Source organism: Methanospirillum hungatei (genome assembly GCF_019263745.1).
Lineage (GTDB): Archaea > Halobacteriota > Methanomicrobia > Methanomicrobiales > Methanospirillaceae > Methanospirillum > Methanospirillum purgamenti.
The window spans coordinates 686,813-703,906 of the sequence record NZ_CP077107.1 but is presented as its reverse complement, the minus strand read 5'-3'; the positions used below and the strand labels follow the sequence as shown (position 1 = coordinate 703,906).

Here is a 17,094-nt window from a genome sequence, read left to right as displayed (position 1 = left end):
TTCGCTAGTGATATCCGTGGAGCCATCTATACCCAAAACTGCATCTCTTTCACTTTGGCAGATAATTCCTCTCTATATCGGTTCAGTCCTGGGTTCTGGAATCCTTCTATTACCTGGTCTCACAGCAGACTCAGCCGGTCCTGCATCACTTCTTGCCTGGGTTTTAATGAGTATTTTAGCAATCCCTATGGCATTGAGTATGGGTTTTCTCTCGGTAAAATTTCCTAATGCCGGAGGAGTCTCGTATTTTGTCTCAAAGGCATGGAACCAGGACATTGGTATGCTTGTCGGATGGTTTTTTCTCCTCTCGGCAATTATGGCAGTACCGATTATTGCGCTCACCGGTGCAGGATATGCTGCTGCAGCATTTGGACTCGGAGAGACGGGAAGGCTCATTATCGCCGGAATAATTCTTGTAATATCTGTTGCCACAAACTTTACCGGTATGAAACTGACCGGCAGGATCCAGATGATGGTTGTTGCTACCACGATAATTATTCTCATTGGTGCAGTAGCGGGTAGTATTCATGCCATAGATCTGGTGAATTTTGAACCATTCATGCCAAACGGATGGGGAAGTGTCGGGCATGCAGCAACCCTTATATTCTGGTGTTTTCTCGGGTGGGAGGCGATTTCCCATGTCACTGAAGAATTTGAGGATCCTGGTCGTGATGTTGTGCGGGGAACCATCATTGCATCGGTAATTATTAGTCTTCTCTACCTCGGTGCAGCCGGTGCTGTTATTGGAACAAAGAGTTATGGCCCTGGCATCTCTGAAGTATCTCTCATCCACCTGATTCAACTCTCATTTGGAACATCCGGGATGATTATAGCAGGAATTATGACTCTGTTTATAACAACCGCACCAGCAATTGCCTACACCGGGGCAGCAGGACGACTTGCTTATGCAATATCTAAAGCAGGATACGCTCCCCGATCTTTTTCAATGCTCCATTGCCGGTTTAAAACCCCGGGAATCAGTCTGGTTTTTCTTCTTGGTTGTTTTCTGATAATTCTTCTTATTTATATGAGCGGATTTATTCCCCTTGATATATTGATACAAATCCCAAATACCACTTTTATTCTCACGTATTTAGCTGGTTGTGCTGCCGGACTTGTCCTGATGAAAGAGAATAAAACCGCAATGGCAGTGAGTGGCATATCTCTTCTCTTAACTGCTGCAATTTTTTGTTTTACCGGATGGGCAATGATATGGCCGGTAATATTAGTACTTATTTGGACAGTGTATGTAAAAGTGAGAAAATAACCATTCTTCTTTTTTTCGTTTTCCTTTTTTTATGAACTTGAATATAAGATGTTCTTCATCCTTCAACAATGTATAAATATGTGCATCAATAAACTAAAGTATACATGAATACGAAAATAATCCTTGATGAGAATGAGATACCCAAAAAATGGTATAATATTCAAGCAGATTTGAAGACACCGCTGGATCCACCGATGCATCCCCAAACGAAAAAACCCGTGACACCAGGGGATCTGGAGCCAATCTTCCCAAAGGAATTAATCAGGCAGGAGATGTGTCAGGATCGGTATATTGACATTCCAGAAGAGATAAGGGACATTTACACATTATGGAGGCCTTCACCACTCTTTCGAGCATTCAGACTGGAAAAGTTACTGAAAACTCCGGCTAAGATTTATTACAAATACGAAGGGGTCAGTCCGCCTGGATCACATAAACCAAACACGGCCATCGCTCAGGCTTATTATAATATGAAAGAGGGAATAGAGCGGATTGCAACCGAAACAGGAGCTGGTCAATGGGGTTCTTCGCTTGCATTCGCAACCCAGCTATTCGGGATGGAGTGTAAGGTGTATATGGTCAGAGGCAGTTATGATCAAAAACCATATAGAAAAATGATGATGCAGACCTGGGGAGCAACCTGTGTTCCTTCTCCTTCTCCTGACACGAATTCTGGACGGGCTATCCTTGAAAAAGATCCTAATACGCCAGGAAGTCTGGGTATCGCGATATCTGAAGCAGTAGAAGATGCGGCAACCCATGATAACACTAACTATTCACTTGGGAGTGTACTCAATCATGTCTGTCTTCATCAGACAATTATCGGCCAGGAAGCGCAAAAGCAACTGGATATGGTCGATGAAAAAGCAGATATTGTCATTGCTTCAGCAGGTGGTGGTTCAAATTGTGCAGGGCTCTGTTTCCCCTTCATTAAAGATAAAATTGATGGTAAAAATCCCGATCTCGAAGTATTAGCCGTTGAACCTTCAGCCTGTCCATCGCTGACCCGGGGAATATATGCATATGATTTTGGAGATGTTGCTGGTCTAACCCCACTTCTTAAGATGTTCACATTAGGACATGATTTTATTCCACCTTCCATTCATGCAGGTGGACTTCGGTATCATGGAATGGCTCCGCTGGTTTCAAGGCTTCATGCTGACAATATGATAGATTCTACTTCAGTCTACCAGAATGAGGTTTTTGACGCCGCAGTCATGTTTGCCCGGGCGGAAGGAATTATTCCTGCTCCGGAATCAGCTCATGCAATTCGTGTTGCTATTGATAAGGCCATTGAATGTAAAAAGACCGGAGAAGCAAAAACAATTCTGTTTAACAACAGTGGTCACGGACATTTTGATCTCTCCAGTTATGAAGCATACTTTGCAGGTTCTCTGACCGATTATGAGTACCCTGCTGATTTGATTGCGGAATCGTTGAATCATCTCCCTGTCATCTCATGATTCGGGTCGGATTTATCGTTAATCCATATGCCGGTCTTGGAGGATCAGTTGGTTTGAAAGGAACAGATGGGTATATTAAAGAGGCATTCGCGAGAGGTGCTGTTCCTCATGCTCCGGAAAAGGCCATCCGGTTTTTATCCTCCCTTTCCCGGAACGATCTCTATTTTTTAACTGCCGGTGGGGAGATGGGTGAGGCTGAACTGACCTCTCTTGGAATTTTGCATGAATGTGTGTATAGGAGCGATTTATCTGAATCAGATCCTCTCCTGAAAACCAGTGCAACAGATACGAAACATGCCTGTAATGAAATGATCCGTCAAGGTGTACACGTGATAGTTTTTGCCGGAGGAGATGGAACCGCTCGTGATATTTTCTCATGCACGAGGCAAAATATACCAATATTAGGCATCCCTGCAGGAGTAAAAATATATTCCGGAGTATTTGCCACTACACCCATTGCTGCTGCCCAGATATTGTCCGAGTGGAATCTAACATCACTAGGTGATGGAGAAGTTATGGATGTTAATGAGGAAGAATATCGAAACGGAGTATTAGACACACACCTATTTGGATTTGCAAAGGTACCATCTTCTCCGGTTCATTGTCAGTCATCCAAGCAGATCTCATTTGGTGATGAATCTCATGAAAGGCAGGAGATTGCTCGTTTTATTGTAGAAATTATGAGAGATGACACACTGTATCTCCTAGGAGCCGGAACTACAACTCAGGCAATTGCTGATATGCTTGGAATCTCAAAAACTCTTCTTGGTATCGATGCAATATATCAGAAACAAGTAGTCGGCTCTGATGTAAATGAACAGGATATCCTTCGGTTGCTAAAAATCTATAATAAGGTAAAAATCATCATCAGTCCAATCGGAGCACAGGGTTTTATCCTGGGAAGAGGAAATCAACAGATTAGTTCAACTGTTTTATCAAATGCAGGTATTGATTCACTCATTGTAATTGCAATAGACGAAAAGATGAAGCGAACACAGAATCTTTTTATAGATACTGGTGATCCTGACCTGAATAGTAAATTTGGAGATACCATCCTGGTTGTCTGTGGGTACAGGATTGGTACCCGGGTGCGATTGAATCATTAATGACAAATCTTTTTATTTTGTTAAAATATGTGATAGACGGATGATATTTGGCTCTGGTTTTTGTCTTCCGGTTATGACTTTATCAAAAGGTGTCAGAATTACACTTCGTCTGACTTCTCCTACCATTACTCCGGCATAACCTTTCATATATGCGTTTACTGCACTTACCCCGAGTTTTGCGGCAAGAACCCGATCCCGTGCTGTCGGACTTCCTCCCCGCTGTGTATGACCAAGAACACAAACCCGTGATTCCATGGATATCCTGGATGATACTTCTTTTGCAATTTGAAAACTGCATCCAGGACACGCACCTTCAGCTACAACAACGATTGCATACCGTTTTCCTGCATCAAATGCCTGAGTGAGCCGGGAACAAAGATCATCCATCGCGTGTTTATTGTCTGGTAGAATAAGGTATTCTGCTCCCCCTGCAATCCCACTCTCAATTGCTATCAAATCTGAAGATTTCCCCATCACTTCAACAAAAAAGAGCCTTCCGTGAGATGACGCGGTATCTCTGATCTTGTCGATGGATTCAAGAGCAGTATTTATGGCTGTATCAAATCCGATAGAAAAGTCTGTTCCCGGAATATCATTATCAATAGAACCGGGAATACCTATTGTCGGAATTCCGGTTTCATCATTAAAAAGGTCGGCTCCTCTGAATGATCCATCACCACCGATGACAAACAAGGCATCAACCTCAGCGTTCTGGAGGACATCAGCTGCTATTCTGCGCCCTTCCGGTGTTTTAAATGTTTCACTTCGAGAGGTTCCAAGAATAGTTCCACCCTGATGGATAATATTTGCGACATGTGACCGGTCCATCAGAAAGAGATCTCCATCAATAAGACCGGCAAATCCTCTTCGAATACCTACTATTTCAATGTTACATTCGCTGGCAGCTCGAAATACTGCCCTGATTGCAGCATTCATCCCTGGTGCGTCGCCACCAGAAGTAAGGATCCCTATACGGGATTTTCCGGGTGCTCGTCCATCCATATGTGGAGTATACTGATCCGGATTTATATAATTTCTATCCTGAAGGTTATTTTATCTGGCCCAGAATATCGGTTGCATACATACGTAATCTTTCAAACTCTTTTCTTGTAAGAGGCCGTGAGTGAGCTATCTTTTTTCTAATCGGATCCAATTCGCCGAGTTTACTATATACAGCTTTCATCTCGTCAAATGAGAAAATATCAGTAAAAAATTCATGATTTCTACCTTTTTCAAGAATTTTTTTCAGGTCTGTAAAGTCACAATATTCTACTAGTTCATACGTTCCTGATGAGATTGGATTATTCTCTTCAACCGATTTTCTTTTTTTCATTCCTTCAAGAACATCAGGAGGAATTTTTGTCTGGAGGTTCTCCATATTGGGTTTTATTATTCGTTGATGAATTAGGTCCCGCATCATTCGCTCAAGCGTGTAGAGCAGCTCATAACCAACAATGTTAAATGATATCTCCTGTTCAGTTCCTATTATTTCATCAAGTTCTTTTTCTATATTTTTCTTGTCTGCTAAAACCTGGACATGATTAGTATCATTTTTCTTTGAAAGTTCTGGAATTATCCGGATAACTTCTGACAATGCATTAATCGGAGATAGTTTAAGAGATACCTGGGGAAAAAAAGTAAGTTCCGGGGATACTTTAGTTTTTTGTTTTAAAAAATCAGAATACACTCCATTATCTGACCCATTCTTCCCCTCGGAAAAGTGTTGCCTTAAGGCACGGGCAGTCATATGAGACAGATCAAACATTTGTGCTATGTCAATTACTTTTTGTAAGGCAGTTTCAATTAACCCGGAATACCCTGCAACAATTTCAGCATTTGTTACTTCCTGGAGTAAAGGACTATTTTCTTCTTTTATTAACAAAGGCACTAATGCTTCCTGAATTTCTGTATGCGAGTCTTTCTTTAATTCTTCAATTATTCGTTCCGTGAAGGATTTTGGAAGTGTTGGTGCATATTCATTCAATAATGTGGCGGCTCGTAATTTATCCTCAATTCTTCTGCTTGCAATCAGGGAGGATATTGTCGCCATGATTGTCTGAACCTGTGCATTGCGATTATCAGGGCTCATAAATCTAATAAAAACAGTACTGACATTGATATATATGTTTTTTGGCATTTCAAACATAAATCCAAGGATGGATTAGGTTTTTTCAATCAGGATTTAATCTTGAGATACCTATTTAGAGTGGGACTTTCAATCCATGAAACGATACTTATGAAATACTGGATATATTATCCATTGACTATCAAGAGGTGAATACCATAAACCGATATATCTGCATTCATGGACATTTTTACCAGCCTCCACGGGAAAATCCCTGGCTTGAGGAGATAGAAGTAGAAGAGTCTGCATTTCCCTTTCATGACTGGAATGAACGGGTTACAGCTGAATGTTATGCTCCAAATGCAGCATCCCGAATTCTGGGTTCTGACAGGCGGATTATTGATATTGTCAATAATTATTCAAATATCAGTTTTAATTTTGGTCCAACTCTTCTTTCCTGGCTTGAAACTCATAATCCGGAAGTATACTCGGAAATATTACGGGCAGATAAGGATAGTCTGATAAAATTTTCCGGTCATGGATCGGCTATAGCCCAAATATATAATCATCTCATTATGCCTCTTGCATGCAGTCGGGATAAGCGAACAGAGATAATCTGGGGAATTAAAGATTTTGTCTACAGATTTGGGCGGATACCCGAAGGAATGTGGCTTTCTGAAACTGCTGTTGATATCGAAACCCTGGAGATGCTTGCGGAACATGGCATCAGGTTCACTATTCTCGCCCCGCATCAGGCAAAGAGAATTCGAAGAGTCGGTCATCAAGACTGGACATATGTAACGAAAGATACACTTCACATTGGGATGCCATATCTTTGTATTCTTCCTTCCGGGAAAAAAATTGCCATATTTTTTTATAATGCAGTAATAGGAGCAGAAGCAGCATTTGGCCATCTTCTCGATAATGGCGAAACATTTGCTAAACGAATGATTGATTCATTTCCACAAAATACTGATGACCCTTATCTTTTGTCAATTGCTACTGATGGAGAAACCTATGGGCATCATCACCGATTTGCTGACATGGCTCTCGCATATGCACTTCATGATATTGAATCTAAAAAAAGTGCTCAAATAACAGTATATGGAGAATACCTCGAAAAATACCCTCCGACACATGAAGTCGCCATTGCAGAAAATACGTCCTGGAGTTGTATTCACGGTGTGAAGCGTTGGGAAGATGATTGTGGCTGTCGTGCTATGTACGCATGTCTGATTTCTGATACCTCAGTTTGTTATCTACTCTCATCAGGATCAACATCTCAGCATAATATTAAACCTTGGAATCAGAAATGGCGGAAACCCCTTCGGGGGGCGATACAATGGTTATCAACCGAACTTGCCAGAATATATGAGCATGAAATGGAGGGTCTTTTTCATGAACCATGGACAATCAGAGATGCATATGGCGAACTGATTATTAACCGATCATATGATGCAATAATTGCGTTCTTCTCTAATCATGCGAAAAGAACACCGAATCCACAAGAGATAACCAGGTGCCTGAAATTACTAGAGATGCAAAAAAACTCCTTATTTATGCAGACGAGTTGCGGATGGTTCTTTGATGATCTTGCTGGTATTGAAACTATTCAGATTCTTATGTATGCTTGTCGGGCCATTCAGATTTCCAGAGATATTACCGGAGTGGATCTGGAGCCCGATTTTTTAGCTCAATTATCAAAGGCAACCTCCAATCTTTCTACTCTTGGTAATGGAAAAGATATCTATGAAAAATATGTGCAGACCTCGATATTTGACATTAACCGGGTTGCATTTCAATTTGCAATTACTTCTCTTATTGGGGGTATACCAGACACCACGCAGGTGAGCATGTATGATATTTACTGCAATACTTTTGAACAAGCAGAGACAGGTACCATCAAGCTTGCTGTCGGACATGCACAATTCAGATCAAAGAGTACTTTAAAGGAATCCCACCTCATGTTTGCAGCTCTTCACATGGGAGGACATAATTTCATGGGTGGTATCAGACCCTTTTCACATGAAAAGGAGTACGAGGAAATCAAAGAGGATATCTGGATTTCTTACCGGAAGAGTGATCTTCCTGGAATGATTCTTCAGATTGACAGGCATTTTGATGTACACTCGTATTCTCTCTGGCATCTTTTTCGAGATGGAAAAAGAAAAGTTCTGTATAATATCCTTGATGGAGTTCTTTTAGATATAGAGTATGAATACCGACAGTTATATCGGAGGTACTCTTCTCTCGTGACTGCAATGAAAGAATTACGGATATCATCTCCGAAAGCTCTGGACTTTCCTATCGAGTACACTTTAAATCGGGAACTTATCACCTGTATCGATGCAGAAATGATTGATATATCTAGAATAGCACAGATCTTGGACGATATGAACCGGGGTAATTATGTTCCGGAAAGAAAAACCCTCTCTGTTCATGCTGGAAGAGCCATATTGAGATCTTTGGAAAAAATAGCAGAAGATCCAACAAATTTACTATTGATCATTGAAGTTAACCGACTATTCACCCTTCTCGCTCCACTCTCATTAACCCTTGATTTATGGGCATGTCAGAATACCTATCATCGAATTGGTGAGAAGATGTGTCCTCTCATGAAAGAGCAGATGAATATTGGTGATGAGAATGCTAAACGATGGGTCATGGAATACTCCACCCTGGGTGAATATCTGGGGATAAGATGCTCATTATGAATAATAGTCCGTTTATTACCTGTATTGAATGGAAGAATCATACTATTATAAATAAAGGATTTTATCAATGAAAACACGAGGATGTGGTACACTCCTTCATATTACATCAATCCCAACGAAATTTGGAATTGGTGATCTCGGGCCAGCAGCATATCGGTTTGTGGAATTTTTACAAAAGGCAGGTCAACGGTACTGGCAGGTGCTCCCTCTTCACCCAACTGAACATATGTATGATAATTCACCTTATCATGCTCTCTCTGCTTTTGCCGGAAATCCTTTACTTATTAGTCCTGAGATGCTTGTCAAAGATGGATATCTGGATGAGTCTGATCTGGAACCGTTGCCGGATTTTTCTTCAGATTTGGTAGATTTCCCTGCCGTTATTGCATATAAAAACAGGTTATTTGATATGGCATATAATCGGTTTGTATTTTTTGGAACCGATCCAGCTTTTTTGACTTTTTGTGAAGAACAGGCATGGTGGCTTGATGATTATGCTCTCTTTATTGCCATAAAAAAACACTATCCTGATATTCTCTGGTCTGACTGGCCGTCTGGATTAAGAAACCATAATGAGAACGAGCTTCATGAATTTAAAAAATTATATCATTCTGTTATAGAACGAGAGCAGTTTCTTCAATTTATCTTTTTCCATCAATGGGCTGCTCTCCGAAAACGATCTCATGAACTAGGTATATGGCTCATTGGTGATATTCCGATATATGTCGACTATGATAGCAGTGATGCCTGGACACATCAGCATCTCTTTCAATTAAATGAGGACAAAAAGCCATTATACGTAGCTGGTGTCCCTCCTGATTATTTTAGTGCAACTGGTCAGGTCTGGAATAATCCAATATATGATTGGGACGAGATGAAAAAATCCGGGTTTTCCTGGTGGGTTAAACGAATGGAACATGAATTAAAGTTCGTTGATTATGTCAGGATAGATCATTTCCGGGGGCTTGTAGGATATTGGGAGATAAAAGCTGGTTCTGATACCGCAATTGATGGACGATGGATCTCTGCACCAGTCTGGGATCTTCTCCGGACATGGACGAAAAAATTTCCCTGTTTTCCTGTAATTGCAGAAGATTTAGGCATTATTACCCCCGACGTCAGGGAAGTAATGAGAGAGTTTGATATTCCTGGAATGAAAGTTTTGATTTTTGCGTTCAGCTCTGAAACCGGAGATAATCCATATATTCTTCATAACATTCCTCCCAATACTGTTGTTTATACGGGTACTCATGATAATACTCCGGTTCTTGGATGGTTTTTACATGAAGCAACACCTGAAGAGAAACAAAGATTCGTTTCATATATCGGATATGAAGTTTCTTCTGAGAAAGTATCTGATGTATTTGTCCGGCTTGCGATGATGAGCAGTGCAAATACCGCCATCATCTCGATGCAGGATGTACTGGGTCTTGACATATCAGCCAGGATGAACAGGCCTGGATCTGAAAAAGGGAATTGGAGATGGATGATGCAGGAAAGGATGATTACCGAGGATCTTGCTTATTATATCCGGACACTTACAACAACATATGGTCGGCTATGACAGATAGTATCCTCGTATCAGACCATTTTTTGGATATGAGAATCTGTCCATTCCTTTAAATATTGAATCATTTCTTCATCTGAAAGGTATGGTGCTTCTGTCATTTTTCCAGTCTGAATTGAGTAAACAAACATCCGGACCGTTTGACCGGTGATTCTTTCAGCAGCTTTTCGATAAAAATTCAGTTGCCATTCTGCTCCAGAGTAATTACCCGATTTATAATCTATCACGGCCCATGTTCCATCAGAGATCTGAATGAGTCGATCAATTCTCCCGGTAACCGGATACGGTCCGATATAGGTAACAAATGAAAGTTCCTGATATGAAACTGAAGAATCCTGTATCAAAGGAAGTGAACAAAATTGTTCGTATAAAGAGGTACAATATATTTCTGCAGCAAGACTGGTAATCCCATATTCTGCAAGGACCGTTTGTGGGCTTTTTCCGGAAAAGATCTGGTGAAGAAGGATACCTGCTTCATTCTTCTGAAGAGTCGGGGCATCTGGGATGTTTATCTGCTGAACGAAATCCTTATTTTCTGGTTCAGGATATCGGGATTCCACGACGTCTGTCACCGGGACAGGTCGATGAATTACTCTCTCCCGGGAATTTTGAGATTTTACGATTCTTGTACCCGATTGCGTAATGAACTCATCTGGTATAAAAAGAGGTGGTAATTTTTCATCTGCCCAGATTCGGGTTAACTGGTCAGGATCTGAAAGTACTGTTACCTCAATTTCATCTCCTCCATCTTTTGGATCAAATGACAATACCCCTCCTTGTTCTGCTATCTCCTTGGTAATACCAAAGATAGTGCATATCCAGTCTATCCGGTTATTGCTTTTATCAATTGTATCATAATATTTTTCAGGCTGTTTTCCACAGAGGATGAGATGGTCACGTGCCCGTGTAGTTCCAACATAAAAAAGACGTTTTCGTTCTGCAGATTCTTTCTCTTTTTGTATCAGTGATAATGCCGAGTATACCGGGGTTTCACGTATTTCATAGTCATGATCCGGATCAGGAATTTTTACGCCGAAAATTGCTGTATGATCACCGGATAGAATAGGTCCTAACTTTCCTTCCCTGGATGATCCCATATCCGGAAGGATAACAATTGGAAATTCAAGGCCTTTTGCTGCATGGACAGTCATAATGTTTACAGATGTTTTTGAAAGCGTATCAAGAGCTGCTTCTCCTTCCCGTTCCTCGTCAGCAATTGATACTGTCATATCTGATATCAGATCAAAGAGATTATATGCCCCGGATTCTGTTTTCCCTTTGATAATTCTCTGTAGTTTTAACAGATTAGCAACCTGTTGTTCTCCCTGTTCCATCGCACTATATATGGTAAAAATTCCTGACTCACGGATTATCCGGGAGATGAATGAAACGACTGGTTCCCTCCCTGCATGTTTTTTCCAGGAGTTCAATAATGAAAAAGCACGAATTATTTTTTCACGGACTGAAGAAGAGAAACAGGAATATTGTTCTTCATAATCTCCGGATAAGGTGGTCAGTTCCTGAGCAATTATTTTCAGTGTATCAAAAAGTGTCCATCCTTTCTTGGATTCATGTATGTGAAGAATATGAAATAAAGCGATGTCTGAAAGACCAAAATATGGTGATCGCAGGACACCATACAGAGCAGCCGTATCAAAAGGTCTGAGCAGGAATGATAAAATTGAGTAAATGTCGTATATCTCCTGTCTCGAATAAAAACCTATTCCACCATGCACATAGTAGGGAGCTTCTTTTCTGGATAAAGCAGTGGTATATCGGGATAGATGAGTACGTCTCTCGATAAGTATAGCAATGTCTCCATATCCGGCAGGACGAATTATATTGTCCCGATCAGTAATCAAAAAAGATCCTGATGATGCGATTCTATGGACCAGGTCTGCAACCATCCCTGCCTCTATCTCTTTGGACTCGGATTGTTCACTTCCTTTCGGAGCTTTTTCCGGCATTAACACTGTAATAGAACCTGAAGATCTTTTCCGTTCTTCACAGACCTGTATTGGTTCATATCCAAATTCCCAGGGCTTTTCTGTTGATGAAAAGATTCGGGAGAAGAGATAATTTACACACCCGATAACTTCACGGCAGCTTCTGAAACTCGTGTCGAGATTTATCAAATCTCCGTTACAATCTGTAAGAATCCTGTTTTGGGCTTCTTTAAACCGTGTTACATCTGCATTTCTAAATAGATATATGGACTGTTTTGGATCACCTACAATAAAGAGACCTTTTGTTTCTGGTGTGAGATCACCGATTATGGATGTTATAATTTCAAATTGTGATGGGTCAGTGTCCTGAAATTCATCCACAAGGATATAACGAAACCGTGGCCTTATATGTCGGGCAACGATATCCTGGTGTTGATGTAAAAATTCCCGTGTACAGGTAATGAGATCATTAAAATCCAGTCCGTTTGCCTGCTTTTTTAACGCTTGTAGGGCGCTCGTATATGTAACTCCAACCAATGCAAGGTCGAAAAAAAAGCTCATAGTTGCTGTAGTAAAAGCTGAGTCAGGTTTTATGTATAATTCAAAGTAAGGCAGAGTTTTTTCTAGTTTTTCGATAAGAAATGTTTTTTCTCTTCGAAACAGTTTGAGATCATCATTATTCCATATCTTTTGTGAACCGAGAGTTCCTTTTGGTCGCACTGACAAAAATTCGCGTACTGCTTTAGACAGTTCTTCTAGTGATACATCTGCCCTTATCCTCTTGAGTGATGAACAGACCTGGGTCAGATATATTGCCGCCCTATCTCCGGTATTTTGATAGATCTTTTCAAATCGAATAAAGTCAGCAATGGCATCTCGTACTTCACCGTTCTGAAAAAATTCCTTTATTACTGGGGTTCTGACCTGTTCGAGAAATATTTCCCAGGTATTGATGATACCATCGGGATCTGACGTGATATCAGCACAAAATTGTGAAAATCTCTCACTTTCGGTAGATATAGATGTTAATATCTGGTATAACTGGTATTTTTCAACCTGCGCAAGCAGACGGACAAGTGGTTCATATATCTCTCCAGGTGGTTTTCGGACAAGTGTATCAAATGCTTCTCTTTGGACTGCGAGATTTTGTCCTTCATCAAGGATAACAAATCCTGGATCCAATCCCGCCTCAATTGCAAACTCACGAAGGATCTGTGCGCAAAATGAATGGAAAGTCATAACTGGTGCAATGACCAGTTCCTCATGAGCATCCTTCCAGATCTGGTTTTCAGGATCATCTCTCAAGCGGTCAGCAATAGTCTTCCTGACTCGTTCTTTCATCTCTGCAGCAGCCTTGTCGGTAAATGTAAGGGCCAGAACATCCCGAATTCGAAAACCTTCGTCCTGAATGAGGTTTAAATATTTTTCAACAAGAACAAATGTTTTTCCGGTTCCTGCTCCTGCTGTTACCACCATACTCATATCATGCCTGGTTATTGCCTGATGTTGACGGGGAGTAGCAGCCATTATGCATCACCTTTCTTCATGTCACTGTACTCTTCGGATGGATAGTGGGACCATTCTCCAAGTTGTGATCCCCTGTCCGGCTGAAATCTACAAATGGTCTTGTAGGGACAGTACCAGTCAGTATTGCATTCTGATGTTGCCTGAATGGGAAATTGTCCGTCACGAATAGTATGAACATGTGATATGGAAGAGTCAAGAGCACACTCGAGGATGTCACGCCATTTGGGCTCTGACTTTGGTAATTTTCCTTTTGGGAGAGTTCTTTTATGAGCTGGATCGTAGAGGATGAGACTATGCATAATTTTTCGTTGTAATTGCACATACGATCCAAAAGCCGGAGTGAGGTGTGAGATTTTGTGATATGCCAGGAGATAAAGGGGTAGTTGTAAAGCGGTCATCCGGGTGAGATCTGACGGGCCTGGAATTTTTTTTCCGGTTTTATAATCAATGATACCAAATAGTCCATCAGGAGTACAATCAATCCGGTCTATTTTTCCAATAAACCGTACGATATCAGATGATTTTTTGCCTATTTGATCTCCGTCAGACTGATTCCAGTCTTTTTGTATGTCTATGAGGTCAACTGGTTTATGGAGAGAATGTGGATCATCATCAGGTCCTTTCACTGCTCCAAATGAGAATTCAAAAAGGGAAGGTTTGTAAGGATGGGGTACTCTTCCATCATCATCTTGTTGTAACCGTTCAATCTCTGCAAAAACAAACCGATCAAGCATCCCATCACCAACCTTGTCATCACCCATGAGTTGTCTTTTTTTCGCATGCCAGAGCGGGGTTGCATAAGGGACTTTGTCACATTCTTCTATTGCAATTTCCTTTATTGTTGAAAGTGCTTGATCAATTATGTCTTCGTGTAATGGTAGAAGGTTTCGTTCATACATAGTACGTTCAAATCTGCTCAAAATTGTATGAATCAGATTACCTTTTGTTTCCGGGGGCAGATCGCTTCCTATGTCTGGGAGAGGTCTTATGTGAACTACTCGTTCGAGATAAAATCTGAATGGACATTTTGCATACGTCTCAAACATTGACGCTGACCAGTGATAGTCGGTACCAAATTTTTTGGAAAGCATTTTTCGTATCACGTGGTCGTATCCAATAATCCCATCATATTCTGATCGGTTCAGACGAAATCGATATGACCGTTCTATAGTAATCCGGTCAAAAAGAGAGAATAATGAAACATCATGAGGGATGAGGGACTGTGCCTCTCTCCATCTTTTATTGTGGATACATTTACCCGCGACTATGGATGCCTCAATCGCACCATACTCATATGGATGAGGAGGATTTTCGGTTTCATTCGTCGCTCTGTATTCCCATTCAGGAAGGAGAGTGGAGGTTCTCAGGTGATCAATGAATACTGATGGGAGCGTTGTTCGTTCATCTTTATGTTCATACCAACTGAGGTAGACATGGGACGTGCCTGAAAGAAGTGCAGCAATGAATTGATATTTTTCCTGTCGTAAGATATCGGAAAGAGTACGAGTATCCATCCGTGCATTTTCACTAGCATTGGTAAATGGTAGTCGTGTTGTAAGGCGGGGGATAAACCCTTCATTGAGAGAAATAAGGAACACATATGGATAATGCTGATGAACAATCTCCCGAATACCAGTTAACATTATTCCCGGAATACCTGGTTCTGTATTCAGGGTTTTATCCTGAATCAGGTGTCTGAAAGAACGTATAAATTTTATAAATGAAATGGGGCCTTTTGATGAGATGGATGATACGATACCTGCTCGTGAGATATTCTTCAATTCTTGATACACACTTTCAAAAGACTTCAAAAGAGAGAATTCTTCATCCGAAAGCCATGCATTTTCTGGAGCATCTCTATCTGTTCCAGGAACAGGTGATCCAAATTCGCGAAGAATGTTGTTAAACTGATCAATATGTTCAGGTATTGTTTGTTTTTCCTGAAGAGTTCGGAGTAAGGCAATAAACCGTAGGATCCCGCTGACTGTAATTTCAATTTGCTCAACAGGAAGTGGAGGACGAGGCGAATATGAATGAGAAGATTCAGACTTGCTTTTTTCTTCAGTATTCTGTTTTTGTTCCTTCGAAGGATCCTCCTTGGTTTCTTTGCACATCCGCACAATTTCGGAAAGTCTGAAATCCCAGTCTATATGACCTCCGTCAAGTCCATAACTCCGACATATAAGATCCACGTGGTCATATAATAATATACGATAATTTCCTGTTTGATCAGTAATTGCTTTATCTGGAGAAATGTCTGAATAGCCTGTTTCCCCATACTCAGTCCATCTGAATCTGCAATAGGGACTTTGGATTACCCTGATAAGTTCTTCATATCGGAACCCCTTCTCTATAACATCAAAAATTGTAAGATAATATGCAATGAGTGGGGTTGTGCTTATATGAGGGCCTTGTGAAGAGGTTATCGGAATATGAAAGTCTGCAAATGTTTCGGTTGCATATCCAAGAGAGGTTCGAACATCAGGAGATACAACAACAATATCATCATATGAAGCTCCTAATGATAACAATCGGGAAATTTCACGTGCAACACTATTCATTTCCATAACAGGATCAGAAAATCCCATTCCGGTTATATGAGAGAAGGAAAGCTGATCTCCGGTTTGGGAAGGTTCATATGAAAAAATCGTCGTTATCTGGGATTTTTCGATATGTATATCGAGATCCTCTTCATAATCAGGCGATAACCAGGATCCTGAATCTGAAAAAACTTCTGGATCTCTCCCGAATGGGATGGTATATGTCAGAGATGAACACACTTTTTTGATGGATGTAATCAGTCGTTTTTCAAGAGGCAGCGGCTCAAAAAGTCCATATAGGTGAACATGTCCGAGAATTGATGTCGCATGTTCCTGGTTTATTTTTGATAAAAAGTCAATCACCCAAATAAGAAGTGTATCAGGATCGACGAGGTTTTTTTCAACAAGTCTGTTTTTGTAGGCTGATATGAGAATATCAATCTGATAACTTTTTTCTGAAGCAAGTGAGCCAAGACAGGCCGGATAGTTAATCTCCCTTCTGATAATGACCTGCAACAATGTCTGAAGATCCTGAATCGCCCTCGGTGATGGATTTTTATTAGTGAAAAAAAGGGTAAGGTCATCTTCATGTTCATGCATGATATCTATCAGTAACAGTCGGGATGCTGTGGAGTTGATTCGGACAATTTCCTGCCCGTGTTGGTCTATGAGATGTTCACATAGTTCGTCTAATGTACAGATATGATCCGGGAGGAAAGACTGTTTCATTTCAATAAGTTTTCCCTGTACCATTTTGACAAGACGTCTGGTCGGAAGAATCATCCAGGAATTAAAGGGATAATGTGTTATTTGAGAACAAAATTTTAAAATCTCATGTTCAAGGGTTTCCCCTGGAATAGCATGAACAAGAACTGACTGACCAGCCATACGACTAATGG

The 17,094-nt window shown here is 40.8% G+C and carries 9 protein-coding genes; 5 read left to right on the top strand and 4 right to left on the bottom strand.

The window, feature by feature from the left end; translation table 11 throughout:
- Positions 1 to 16: 16 nt before the first annotated feature.
- From KSK55_RS03380 to KSK55_RS03370, 3 genes are all read left to right on the top strand, one after another.
- Entirely contained in the window at positions 17 to 1,267 is a 1,251-nt protein-coding gene (locus KSK55_RS03380) for an APC family permease (RefSeq protein WP_218608176.1), read from the top strand.
- A 104-nt stretch (positions 1,268 to 1,371) separates the two neighbouring features.
- The gene (locus KSK55_RS03375) at positions 1,372 to 2,730 is read left to right on the top strand and encodes a TrpB-like pyridoxal phosphate-dependent enzyme (protein WP_218608175.1); all 1,359 of its coding nucleotides are present in this window, start codon (positions 1,372 to 1,374) and stop codon (positions 2,728 to 2,730) included.
- Entirely contained in the window at positions 2,727 to 3,836 is a 1,110-nt protein-coding gene (locus KSK55_RS03370) for an ATP-NAD kinase family protein (protein WP_218608174.1), read from the top strand. Before KSK55_RS03375 ends, KSK55_RS03370 begins: the two co-directional genes overlap by 4 nt.
- A gap of 12 nt (positions 3,837 to 3,848) precedes the next feature.
- Here KSK55_RS03370 and pfkA read toward each other — a convergent pair whose 3' ends face one another.
- Entirely contained in the window at positions 3,849 to 4,838 is a 990-nt protein-coding gene (pfkA, locus tag KSK55_RS03365) for a 6-phosphofructokinase (protein WP_218608173.1), read from the bottom strand.
- Between the two features lie 46 nt (positions 4,839 to 4,884).
- Positions 4,885 to 5,925: a hypothetical protein gene (locus tag KSK55_RS03360; RefSeq protein WP_218608172.1), complete on the bottom strand. Its 1,041-nt coding sequence runs from the start codon at positions 5,923 to 5,925 to the stop codon at positions 4,885 to 4,887.
- 185 nt (positions 5,926 to 6,110) lie between these two features.
- Between KSK55_RS03360 and KSK55_RS03355 the strand changes: the two genes are divergently transcribed.
- Positions 6,111 to 8,615 (top strand): DUF3536 domain-containing protein, encoded by a 2,505-nt coding sequence (locus tag KSK55_RS03355; RefSeq protein ID WP_218608171.1) that lies wholly within the window; start codon positions 6,111 to 6,113, stop codon positions 8,613 to 8,615.
- Positions 8,616 to 8,682: 67 nt separating this feature from the next.
- Positions 8,683 to 10,179: a 4-alpha-glucanotransferase gene (gene malQ / locus KSK55_RS03350; RefSeq protein WP_218608170.1), complete on the top strand. Its 1,497-nt coding sequence runs from the start codon at positions 8,683 to 8,685 to the stop codon at positions 10,177 to 10,179.
- 17 nt (positions 10,180 to 10,196) lie between these two features.
- Here malQ and KSK55_RS03345 read toward each other — a convergent pair whose 3' ends face one another.
- Positions 10,197 to 13,655, bottom strand: coding sequence for a UvrD-helicase domain-containing protein (locus KSK55_RS03345; RefSeq protein ID WP_218608169.1), 3,459 nt, complete (start codon positions 13,653 to 13,655; stop codon positions 10,197 to 10,199).
- Positions 13,655 to 17,083 (bottom strand): PD-(D/E)XK nuclease family protein, encoded by a 3,429-nt coding sequence (locus KSK55_RS03340; RefSeq protein ID WP_218608168.1) that lies wholly within the window; start codon positions 17,081 to 17,083, stop codon positions 13,655 to 13,657. Before KSK55_RS03340 ends, KSK55_RS03345 begins: the two co-directional genes overlap by 1 nt.
- Positions 17,084 to 17,094: the final 11 nt, after the last annotated feature.